Here is an 11,493-nt window from a genome sequence, read left to right as displayed (position 1 = left end):
GCCGTGACCGGGCTGGCCTCGGGACGAACCGCGACCGAGACCAACTCCGCCATGGCAAGCGCCGCGTAACCGGCCACCAGGCCGCTCAACGCACCCAGCGCCGCATGCACAAGGGTCTTCCGTCGCGCGTTCATGCCCGGGATTCGGAGCTGTCGTGCGCGCGGATTGGTCGGTAGCCGAGGAAGTTGGTCCAGCCGGTCTCGGCCAGCGGCTGCAGCGATGCCTGGTCGGCATCCCACAGGTCACGCAACGACTGGGTGGCCCCGTGGGCCCCGGCTGCGCCCTTCTGCCCACCTGGACCTCTGCTGCCGTCGGGCGCGGCGACCCGCCTGGCGATCAGAGCAGGACGGAAAGGCTGGAGACGGTCGCCTTGGGGCGCTGGTGGAGGTGGCTGCGGGATCGGAACGCGCGGTCGTCCTGCGGGACATGGGGGTGCGGCGTTTTGCGCCTGTGCGGTTCGCATCGCGCCCGGAAGCCGGTTGCCAGTGGCAGGAGTTCCTGTCCCGCTTCGAGCTCCGGAAGGTGGCCGGAGAGGCCCCTTCGCCAACAGAGAGGCGTCTAAAATTAGACGACAACCACACGTTCCGTTTTCTTGCGCAACCCGGGCAAGTGGCCCATATGCAAGAACCCATGCCATCAATGCAGGCATATCGGATAGCAGGCTTCCGGACATGTGTTCATTTTGTGTGTTGCGTGTGAAGGTTCGTGATTCATATCTTGTGGCGCGATCAAAGGGCATGGGTCCAGCTCATGCCCTCACGAGGGAGGATCCGCTAGTGTGATGCGCCAGAAATCCCGAGCCTAAATTTCTTGCTGGTTGTTGATGCCTGACGGGGTGATCCTGGTCAGGTAGTCGGCGAGGGATTTGAGGATCTCGTCGGCGGATTTGGTCCACTTGAAAGGTCTGGGGTTCTCGTTCCAGGTGTCGATCCAGGACCTGATGTCGGCTTCGAGGGCCTTGACGGACGTGTGGACGCCGCGGCGGATGAGCTTGTCGGTCAGCAGGCCGAACCACCGCTCGACCTGGTTGATCCAAGAAGAGCCGGTCGGGGTGAAGTGCACCTGGAAGCGCGGATGTTTAACCAGCCATGCCTTGATCTCGGAGGTGCTGTGGGTGGCGTAGTTGTCACACACGAGGTGCACGTCGAGTCCGGCGGGGACCGCCTTGCCTATCGTGACCAGGAACTTCTTGAACTCGATGGCCCGGTGACGGCGGTGGAGTTCACCGATGACGGTGCCGTCGGCGATGTTGAACGCGGCGAACAGGCTGGTGATGCCGTGCCGCAGGTAGTTGTGTGTGCGCCGTTCGGGCATCCCAGGCATCATCGGCAGGACTGGCTGGGACCGGTCCAGTGCCTGGATCTGGGCCTTCTCGTCCACGCATAACACCACAGCCTTCTCAGGCGGGTTGTGATACAGGCCGACGACATCGACGACCTTGTCGACGAACTGCGGGTCGGTGGAGAGTTTGAAAGAGTCCTGGAGGTGCGGTTTGAGGTCGAACCTCTTCCAGATGCGGCCGATGGTGGACTTTGACAGTCCGGTGTGGGTGGCCATGGAGGCGCGTGACCAGTGCGTGTCTTTACCCGGTGTGGACTCCAAGGTCGCAACGACGACTTCTTCGACCTGGTCGAGCAGGATCGACGGTGGCCGGCCCACCCTGGGCTCGTCGACCAGCCCGCCCAACCGATGGGCGATGAAACGGGCCCGCCAACGGTTCACCGTCTGATGGCCAACCCCGAGCTCGGCAGCGACCTCCTTGTTCGTCCCGCCCTCCGCGCACCGCAGCACGATCTTCGCCCGCAGAGCCAGGAACTGAGCGGTCTTCGCCCGCCTTGACCAGCGCGTCAACTGAGCCCGCTCAGCCTCACTGAGCACCAACTCCGCCTTCCGCCGCCCCGGCCGCGGCTCATCCACAAGCCCCGCCATCCGCTGGTCAGCAAACCGCGAGCGCCACTTCCTCACGGTGTCCGTGGTCACCTTGAACTCCGCAGCCACACGCACATTCGGCATCCCGTCCGCACAGGCCAAAACGATGCGCGCCCGCTCAGCAAGACGGGGCACCACCGCCCCACCCGCCCAACGCAGCAACTCCGCGCGTTCCCCATCGGACAGCACAACTTCGACAGCACGAGGACCCCGAGACATAAAAACAGGCTACAGACTTAGGCTCGGGATTTCTGGCGCATCACACTAGCCGCCCGGCATGGAACCCACCTGGTCGGCCGGCGGCGCCTGGATGTCCGCCGGCACGCCCCAGTCGGTGAACCTCACTTTGGTGGCCATCGGGCCGTACTGCGGCAGTGTCACCGTGCTGGCGACCTGCACGGGCAGGTTGGCCTCGTCCACCCATATCTGGCTGGTCACCGTGCTGACGCCGCTTTGCGCCAGTGCCAGGAGGGACTGCTTGGCCGCGTCGCTGGTGGCGGCGTCCGCTGCGGCCCGCACGTCGTAGGCGATGTCGAAGCGGGTGGTCTGCTTCCCGCCAACCTGCTCCCTCGCCCTGTCGACGATCTGTGCGCCCGGCGGCACCGTTGCATCCACGTTCACGGAGTCCTGCATCTGCTTCATCGACTCAGCCAGCATCGCGGACATCGGGTTCTTGCTGTCCGCTCCGAGTCTGGCCCACTGCTTGCCGCCGGGCAGCCGCAGCATGTCCGGCACAGAGAGGTAGGCGCTGTCGGGCAGCACGATCATGTGGGCCGTCCACTTTATGCCCAGTGCGCTGGTGGCCACAGAGCAGTCCATGGCGACCGCTGCAGACCACAGGCGCATCCGGCAGTCCTCGTCGGTCGTACTCATGCTGCCCACGCTCACCTGCGCGGTGAGCTTGACGCTGCCCTTGCCCGCCACGGCCTTCTTGACCGCGGCGCTGAGCGCGACGGCTCCGCCGTCGGGCTCAGCCGGGCCGGGCGGCTTCGCCGAGCCGTCACCGGAGAGCACCGTGGAGATCCAGGTCGCGACCTGCGCGCCGATGGCGCCCGCGTGGACGATCTCCTGTTGGGAGGCCGACTCCAACAGCTCCCGGTCGCTGTGGTCCAGCGCCGCCAGGCAGTCCGCGCTGCCTTCGTCGGCCTGCGTGAGGAACGTCGCCCACAGTCGTTGCGCCTGAGGGTCGGGGACGCGGAAGTAACCGTGGGCGTCCCGGGCGAGTTGGCGGAGGTCCGCGCAGAGCGGGCGCAGCCTGGAGAGAACGCCATCGGGGTTGTGCGGGTCAGCGGATGTCGCGGCGTTCCGCAACACCTCGCCCATGCCGCCCATGATCCGGCCGAGACGGTCGCCGGCGAGATCCCGGCCGCCGTACTCCCACCACGCGGCCACTTGCAGTTTCTTGACCTGGGGTGGGGCCGACGCCTGGTCGACCGGGGCGGGCAGTTGTGCGTGGGCGTCGGCGGCCGCCGACGGGGGTTGCCCCGTGTGGAATGCCTCCTGGGTCGTGGCGATGCCCACGGCGGTGACGCAGAGCAAGCCGACTGCGGTACGGCGGACGGCCAGCCGCGTGCCCGTCACACCTGCGGGGACCGCGGCCCGCTGGGTGCCACGCCGCCACCAGGTCCGGACCGCCGCCCCGATGGCGACCGCCAGGACCGCGGTGGCCGCGCCCAGCACGAGAGCCATGCCCAGCATGGGCTGCGCGTCCCGCCATGCCTCAGCGGGCCGCCACTGGCAGGACGATTGCAAGACGGCCAGCGACGGGACGCACCCGTCCAGCGAGGTGAGCGCAAACAACCCGCAGTACCCGGTCACCACGGCCGTCCCCGCCGCGACGAGCGTCGTGGACAGCCGGCGGCCGCGGGCCGCGATGTCCGCGGCCACCGCGGCGACGGCCGCAGCCACCGTCAGGGCCGCCAGCCCCCATCCCTCGAAGATCAAGTATTCGACGCCGCGCAGCCCGAGCGGCGGTTGCCCGGTGTGCGTCCACGCCGTCACACCGACGATCACAGCCCAGCCGACCGCCCCGCCCGCCAGACCGGGCCACACGGCGCGGCGCAGTGGCGGCGGCGCCTCCCAGGGCACCGACACGTCCGTGCCGTCCCGCACGGCGTCGCGAGCCCACCGAGGCGCGCCGACGGCCGGCCGGGCAAGCTGGGCGAGCAGGGGCACAACCCACATCGCCGCTGCCGCAGTCGGGACCAGGGGCAACTCCGCCAACGTGCCCAGCACCGCCCACACCGCGGCGATCACCGACAGCGCGGCGGCGTGCTCGGCCACCTGTCCAGGCGGCTGCCCCTGCGTCAGCGCGTCGCGCATCGCCGACACGTTGAAGGGCCATTGGAAGGCCAGCTGCACGCCGGTCTGCTGCCACCAGGAGAACCACCCGGACAACACCAGGAAGGCGCCGGCCAAGGCAATCAGCATCGCGGTCCGGCTACTGCCTCCCCGCCACGCCCGCAGCCACAGCCGGGCGCACCGCGTGGTCCACAATGCGAACACCGCACCGGCGAGCACCGGCAGCAGCAGAGCCTCGGGCTGGCTGGGCAGCCACTCGAACACCGCGACACGGTCGGCGCCGAACTCCGCCACCGCCATCCCGAGTCCCAACCACAGCCCGGCCCGCACCCCGGAGGGCACCCGGCTCCCGGTGACCATGGCGTGGGCGACGGCCCGGCACAACACGGTCCCGGCCACCGCGGTGATCAACGCCGCAGCGACCAACGCGATCGCCCCGCCGGTCCAGGCGCTCACCAGGTTGAACTGTCCCAGGTAGTCCCACATCTGAGAGTTGATCACGATGGCGGCGGCCCCGGTGAGGAACATCGACAGCGGGCTCGCGCCGAACAACTCCGCCGGGTCGTCCAGGCTCGCCCGGCGCAGATCCCATCGCGGGTGGGTTCGCCACAACTCGACGAACGAGCCGACCGCCCGCCGCAACGCGCCACCGGCACGGCCGGCGACCGGGATCGCCCAGCCCCGGGGGTCCGCGCCCCAGCGCACCGCGGCCAGATCCGCATAGACTTCCCGGCTGCGCAGCACATCCGCCCGCGCGAGGTACACCAGCGGCACCAGCAACACCGGCAGCAGCAGGCTCCTGGTCACGACAGGCCCCACGCCGGACCAGAACGGCGACCCCAGGCCGTCGATGAGGCCGTACGCGGACCAGGCCAGGTACGGCACGAGCGCCAGGGCTAGGAACGCCCACCACAGGGCGACCGTGGTGTAGGCGATGGTGACATCGCGATTGCGGACATGGGCCAGCTCATGCAGCAGCACGGCCCGGAAGCCCTCGGGGTCGGCAGCCCTGCGGGCGAGCAGACCTGTGTGCAGGCACACCGTGGCGCGCCGGTTGCGGCCGAACACCACCGCCCCGGCCGAGAGCGCCGCGGGGTCGACGACGAACCGCGGCGCGCGGGCCAGGCCGGCCACGTCGACCAGGTCGGTCAGCTGCCGCCGGAACTCGCCGTCGCGGTCGACCCGGTCCAGCGGGACGACCCGGCCACGCCGCGTCTTCCACGCCGGCAGGCCGACGAACAGCACGCCGGCCACCACCAGCAGCAGGACCGGCCACGCCAGGCCCAGCCACCACGGCAGCGACGAGTTGAAGCGTGCCTCGCAGGCGTCGTACGCGTCGGACTGGGTGATGACGCTGGCCGACGTGGCCGCCACCGTGCCCTCGTTGGGATCCGCCCCGGCGGCGAGCAGGCAGCCCAGCCCACTCGGCCTGTTCAAGCCGGACAGCACCCCGACGATCATCGTGCCGCTGGCCACCACCATGAGCACCAGCAGCAGCACGAACCGCATCGTGGTGCCCGCGCTCATCGCCCGCTCGTCCACCCTGGGCCGGGCAGGGTCCGCGCTCGTCACGCCTCGCCTTCGGGCGGCGTGCGTTCGCCGGGATCCTGCGGGTCATCGTCCGGCACCGCCAACCGGGCCACCACCGCGTCGGCGACCACCACCGCCTGCTCCTGCGCGAGGCCCCGCTGCGCGGCCATCTCCAGCATCGCCCGCCGCACCTCGCCCAGCTGCGCGGGGGTCAACGGCGGTACCACGACGGACGCGGTCGGGCGTCGCAAGACCTTGCGCAGCACAGCTTTCACCCCCTTCGACGCGCCATCCACCGCGCTGTCCGCGACGCGCTTGGCCGCCTGGTCCACTCCCAGCCACACCACCGGGGTCACCAACACCGCGACCTCGTCCAGACCGAAGCCCAGTGGCTCCCGCCGACGGCTCCGCCGTCGTAACCGCTGCAAGACGGTCGCGTCGTCGAACCCGGCCAGCGCGTCCACGACGGGCAACTCCTCAGCAGCCACCTCCGCCACGACATCGCGGACCACATCACGCACCCTGGCCGCGCCCCCGCCGCCCCCACCCTCATCCGGCGACGCTGTTCTCGACCCCACAGCAACCCCCTGCCGTCGCACACCGCTATCGACAACACGCAGTGAGCCTCACACCTTGGCCCCACGGACCCCGGCGGCGCAACACCCAAACGGATGGCCGACGTTCGACGCATTTCGGCCTGCCCAGAGGAAGCAAAGAGGAGAAACCCGCACCGCGGATGAATTCAACGCGGGGTGGCGGCAGAGCCGGCTCGGCCGTGTCAGGGGGAATTCAGGGTTGTCATCAGGGTGATCACTCATGGGCAACGCCCACTGCATTCAGCAGAGTTGACGTCGTCACCCGAACCCCATCGGCACCGCCGGAGGGACCTCGATGCACATGCGCCTCGCCGTCACCACCCTTTTCGTGACCTCCGCTCTCATCGCCGGTGCGGCTCTGCCCGCAGCCGCGATACCTGCCGCTTCCAGCACCCCGACGTCCGCGAACCCCACCGTCCAGGACATTCTCGACCACTGGCCCGACGGCGTCGTTGCGGGCGCGCCGGTCAGGCGGGACGGCGTGGGCGCCACTGCCGGCCCCGTCACCGCTCACGCGTACGTCCGGATCGACAGTGTCACCAAAGCCTTCACCAACACGGTGGTGCTCCAGCTCATCGCCGAGCATCGGATCGACCTCGATGCACCGGCACGACGGTACGTCCCCGAGGTGCTGCCCGCCCCGTTGCCGGCGGCCCGCTGAGCGCGCACGCTCGGCCGCCGGACGGGTGGGCGGACTGTATGTCCCGGGTGGCTCAGGTGTTGGGGTCGTCGGGCCACTGCAGTTCCCAGTTCATGCGGCATGGCTTGTGCACCTGTCCGCCGTCGCCCAACAGCCACAGGTTGCGGTTCTCGGTCATGAAAGAAAAGGGCGGCGTGGGGCCCTTCACTTGAATCGCTGCTTGTACGGGACTCTTGATCACTTGTTGCCAGGGCCGGTCCGATTGTTTTTCAGCCGCCGGAGAAAAGGTGCGGTGTTCCTTCTTCTCCAGGTCGTACACGGCGCCCTTCGGAGACTGTGTCGTCCGCTCGGGGTAGATGAAGCGACTGCTTCCGCCGTAGTAATTCGACAGATCCTCCACCTGTGGCTTGGCGTCGAAGGGCTTGATAATTTTGCTGCCTTTGACGAGGTAGGAGGTGCCTTCGATGTTGACGGCGCTGTCCACTCCGTCGGCGAACACCGTTCCGCTCAGTTTTGAGAGGTGCTGGGTGATCTTGCGAAGGTTCTGCTTCTTGGGGATGCCGCTGAAGACGGTGGCCGGGTCGTCAGTGAAGTGGGCATACTTTCCGAGGAAGAAGTACCACTCGAAAGGATTATGCCCGCGTGCCGGAGTGAGGATGGCGTCCGGAATCGGGTACGCGTAGGGGACGTTGTGCCAGTAGCTCCGGATGAGCTGGGGGCCGGCGGTGAGTTTCTCGTCCCGGACGTTGCAGGTGACGTACTTGTCGCCGATGAAGAAGTACCCGATGTCGGTTCCCGGGACCCGGACCGCGGCGTCGATGCCGTTCGCAAGGGCGGGCACCTCCTGACCATTCAGCTTCCACTTGCGTTGGATGTTGACGGCGGTACCGCAGGTGAAGGTGGTCTTCTGGTAGCTCACCCGCACACATTGCTTGCCCTTGAACAGCCAGGCAGTCGGTTTCGGCCCGCCTTCCACGCCTCCCATGGCCGCCGAGAGCCCGGATGTGAACTCGGGCGGCAGGGACGGGAGTGCGTTGCTGATCGAGGTCGGTTCCTTGGTCCGGCTGTCGTCTTGCCAGTTGAATTGCAGGATCTGGTCGCCGGACGTCGCCCACGCGATCGAGCTGGACTTGTCATAGTCGGGGAAGACGGTGTCCAGTTTCTTGTTGAACGGCGCAGGAAGGTTCTTGTAGTCGCTCAGTGATTCCTTCAGATCCCAGTAGCCGGAGAACATGAAGCCGATCTCCTGCCACGTGATGGATCCATCGCTCACGGTCGCCACGCCGGCCGAGCCGTCCTGTACCAGGACCAGGGCATTTTCCTTGATGGTCGAGCCCGCTTGTGTAGGGACTTTCATCTTCTTGATGTTGTAGGCATGCTGGATTCCCTGTACTGCCATGACGGGTCTTCCTTCTTCCGGGTGATTTTTCTGAGGTTTTTACTTTTCTCGGCTGCGCTACCGTGTCCGCCCGCACAAGGGGATCCAGAACAGAGAGGCGGTCGGGCCGCCTCGGCTCTCCTCTTGATCAGCCGCTCCACCGGTCGAGTGGACCGTGGACGCGTTGATGGTGAGGGTGGCGCCCTTGGGCACCGGCAGGAACACCACGTCCGGGACTGTCGTGGCGCCGTCGGCTGATCTGGCGCTGTAGAGCGTCATGCCGTAGGGGGTGCCGCCCGCCGGAGTGACCGTGACGGGGACCTTGCTGCCGGACGCGGAGGTGTCGGAGATGTAGCCGACGAGGAAACCGTCCGTCGGAACATTGGTTTTCGTGTAGCCGCTGGTGAAGGTGTACGGCACTGCTTCCGGCAGTCCGATGATGTTCGTCCGGCCGCTGACGTGGAGGTCGGTGAAGTCGGCGTCGGGGTGGGTCACGGTCACGACGACGGTGGCCACTTCCAGCAGCTTGCCCGTACCGTAGCGGCCCTCTGAGGCGATCAGGGTGAAGGCCGTGTCCTGCGTCAGCCCCCTAACGGTCATCTCGGCCTTGCCCGTGACGTCCTCCGTCCTCGTTTCCGCTTTCGCGTCGCGGTAGACGAGGGTGAGGGTGGTGGACGGGGCGGCCGTCCAGGAGAGGATGACGTTCTTGGCGTGCGGGATGTGGAGGCCGTCCGGGCGGAATCCGCTGATGAGCCGGGCCCGGCCGCCGTCCGCCCCCTGCGGGGCAGTGGCGGTGTCACCGGTTTCCGGCGACACCACGGTGGCGTGCGTGATCTCTTCCTGCTCCGGATTCTTCTGACGTTCCTGATTCCTGTGGACCCGCAACTCGCCCGCCCCGAACGGGAGCCAGGTCAGCAGGGACTCGATCTCGTAGCTGTTGACCGGGTCACGGGCGATCCGGACCGAGGCGCCGCGCGGGACCGGTGCCACGATGCCCACGGGCAGCAGGTCCCCGTGATTTTCGTCAGGGTCGTAGGCGAGGGAACGGACGGAGTAGGGGTTCCCGCCCGGGGCGGTGACGGTGACATCAAGGGTCACTGGCTCCTTCTTGCCTCGGGTGTCCTGGGCGTCCGTGCCCGCGATGTCCGAGGACAGCGAAACGTCGGGCCTCTTGTTGATCGCGGACAGCACCAGCAGGCCGTCCGTGTCCGCCCTCGCCTCCCATGCGCTGGTGAACGCGGGCTCCCAGGACTGCCGGCGGCCCAGGACGGTGCATTTACGTGCGACTTTGAGGGTGTTGGCTGCGAGGTCGGGCTCGGAGACGCTGACCACGATGGTGAGGCTGTGCAGCACCTTGTTGTTCTGCCTGGTGTCGTACGCGGTCAGGGTCACCGGTGTCGTGCGGCGCAGTCCCTTGACGGTGTGGTCGTTGACCGACGAGACGTCGTGCCGGCCGCCTTCCCAGACCAGCTCGTACTTGACGTGCGCGAGTGCCGTGGCCCGCCATGTGATCCGTGCCTGACCGCCGCGTCTGACGGTGGGTGGATCAGCGCGCAGGTCCTGCATCTTCAGCTCGGGTGCACCCTTCCGGACGCGCAGTTTGACCGGCAAGCTCGGGGTGTCGCCGCGGACCTCGCGGATTTCGATGTCCGCGACGCCGGTCGCCTTGTTGATGGCGACGTCGGCCAGGGTCAGGGTCTCGGGGGTGATGCGGAAGATCTCGTCCTGTCCGGGGTCGGCCTCGTAGTGGTCGTCGACCTTGGTGAAGGAGTTCCATCGTGTGTACTGGGAGTTGATCCCGGAGAGTGACTCGGTGAGGTGCTGTGGGCTCTCGCCCACAGGGAGGGTGACGGTGAGTTTGCTGAGTTTCTCCTCGGGGCTCGCGGCGTCGGCGTAGAGGACGAAGGTGACTTTGTTGGGGGCGGAGGTCGACACGTTGGTGTCGTGCGGTTTGTACGCGTAGTTCAGCCGCGGCGCGGGTGCGCCGCCCGCCGCGGTGGTCCGCTCGGCCTCGTCCGTCTTGGCGAGGGTGAGGCCCTCGCCGCCGAACGGGATCCACCACATGGTGCCGCTGTCCGGCTTGATCAGCGCGTGGATCTCGATCTTCGACCCGGCTGGGACGGGCAGGCAGATCGCCGAGGGTGTCTTGGGTTTCTCGGCACTGTGGCGGACGGTGCGGCGTTGGGTGTGGCTGAGCTGCGCGTCGGTGAAGACGTTGGCGAACACGCGTGAGGTGCGTTGGCCCGCGATGGAGTGCGTCGGTTGGTAGAGCAACAGGCCGTCGGTCTTGGCGAGGGCGATGAAGGCGCCCTTCCAGGCGTGCGGGTGCTTCACCGGTGTGCCGAAGAGCTGCGTGGAGGTCCGGACCGACAGGTCTCCGACGGAGACGACCGGTTTGCGGACGGTGACGTGCACGCTCTGGTAGTTGCGCACGGTCTCGTTGTCGTCCGTGCCTTCCGCCTTGACCACGAAGGTGGTGGCGGACGTCATGCTGGGGACGGTGGTGGTCCAGCGGTCGTCCTTGAGCTGGGGTTTGGGGGCCGTCTGTCCGAGGCCGTAGTACACGGTGTATTCGGCTGTGCCGGACCCCTTCCAAGACAGGGTGACCGGCTTTCCGCACTCGACGTCGGGCGGAGTGGCCCGGAGGTCGGAGAACCGCACCGCGGGCGACACCTTCTGCACCAGCACGCTGGCGGGCCGGTCCCTGGGTGTCTGCCCTGCGGGGGCGCTGGTTTCGGTGACGGCGACCTTGGCTGTTCCGTGGTGGCCCTGGACGGTGATCTGCTTGAAGCGGAACGCGAAGGTGCCTTTGGGCTTGGACGGGGTCGTGGCGGTGAACCGGCCCTGGACGTTCGGTTCCTTGTCCAGTGTCCAGTCGCCCTCTGACGGCTTGATGCCCTGTACGGCCTTCCATGCGTCGGGGGCGAGCAGCGCTTCCTTGCCCGTGCCGACGGGGAGCTGGAACACCAGTTTGGTGCAGTCGATGTCGGTCGGGATCGTGGCGGTGATCTCCACCTCGGCCAGGGGCGAGCCGGCGTAGAAGGGTGTCGGGGACAGGGCGTGGGCGTAGCTGAGCAGTGGCTGGTCGGTGTCGTGGGACATGTGCGGCTCCTCCTGGG

At 67.8% G+C, this 11,493-nt stretch carries 6 protein-coding genes; 1 reads left to right on the top strand and 5 read right to left on the bottom strand.

All coding sequences use genetic code 11. The features are described from left to right. Nucleotides 1-801: 801 nt before the first annotated feature. Genes ABD385_RS38605 through ABD385_RS38595 form a run of 3 tightly spaced genes read right to left on the bottom strand, consistent with a single transcriptional unit; the run spans nt 802 to nt 6,224 of the window. Entirely contained in the window at nt 802-2,148 is a 1,347-nt protein-coding gene (locus ABD385_RS38605) for an IS630 family transposase (RefSeq protein WP_344584609.1), read from the bottom strand. Between the two features lie 45 nt (nt 2,149-2,193). Beyond that, the gene (locus ABD385_RS38600) at nt 2,194-5,757 is read right to left on the bottom strand and encodes an SCO4651 family lipoprotein (RefSeq protein ID WP_344584607.1); all 3,564 of its coding nucleotides are present in this window, start codon (nt 5,755-5,757) and stop codon (nt 2,194-2,196) included. 41 nt (nt 5,758-5,798) lie between these two features. Beyond that, complete coding sequence (locus tag ABD385_RS38595; protein ID WP_344584605.1) at nt 5,799-6,224, bottom strand: hypothetical protein; 426 nt, start codon at nt 6,222-6,224, stop codon at nt 5,799-5,801. Nucleotides 6,225-6,651: 427 nt separating this feature from the next. Between ABD385_RS38595 and ABD385_RS38590 the strand changes: the two genes are divergently transcribed. Next, nucleotides 6,652-7,017, top strand: coding sequence for a serine hydrolase (locus tag ABD385_RS38590; RefSeq protein WP_344584603.1), 366 nt, complete (start codon nt 6,652-6,654; stop codon nt 7,015-7,017). Between the two features lie 52 nt (nt 7,018-7,069). On the opposite strand, the gene ABD385_RS38585 is transcribed toward ABD385_RS38590, so the two are convergent. Continuing rightward, a complete protein-coding gene (locus ABD385_RS38585) occupies nt 7,070-8,395 on the bottom strand; it encodes a hypothetical protein (protein ID WP_344584601.1) in 1,326 nt (441 codons plus the stop codon). Between the two features lie 57 nt (nt 8,396-8,452). Further along, complete coding sequence (locus ABD385_RS38580) at nt 8,453-11,476, bottom strand: hypothetical protein (RefSeq protein ID WP_344584600.1); 3,024 nt, start codon at nt 11,474-11,476, stop codon at nt 8,453-8,455. Nucleotides 11,477-11,493: the final 17 nt, after the last annotated feature.

Origin of the sequence: Streptomyces lunalinharesii, assembly GCF_039532155.1 — a bacterium.
Classification (GTDB): Bacteria; Actinomycetota; Actinomycetes; order Streptomycetales; family Streptomycetaceae; genus Streptomyces; species Streptomyces lunalinharesii.
This window is presented reverse-complemented; position numbering and strand designations above follow the sequence as displayed.

Bases quoted from the DNA above. Each gene is read 5' to 3' on its own strand.
- ABD385_RS38605 (WP_344584609.1), bottom strand. From the start codon at position 2,148: ATGTCTCGGGGTCCTCGTGCTGTCGAAGTTGTGCTGTCCGATGGGGAA.
- ABD385_RS38600 (WP_344584607.1), bottom strand. From the start codon at position 5,757: ATGAGCGCGGGCACCACGATGCGGTTCGTGCTGCTGCTGGTGCTCATG.
- ABD385_RS38585 (WP_344584601.1), bottom strand. From the start codon at position 8,395: ATGGCAGTACAGGGAATCCAGCATGCCTACAACATCAAGAAGATGAAA.
- ABD385_RS38580 (WP_344584600.1), bottom strand. From the start codon at position 11,476: ATGTCCCACGACACCGACCAGCCACTGCTCAGCTACGCCCACGCCCTG.
- ABD385_RS38590 (WP_344584603.1), top strand. From the start codon at position 6,652: ATGCACATGCGCCTCGCCGTCACCACCCTTTTCGTGACCTCCGCTCTC.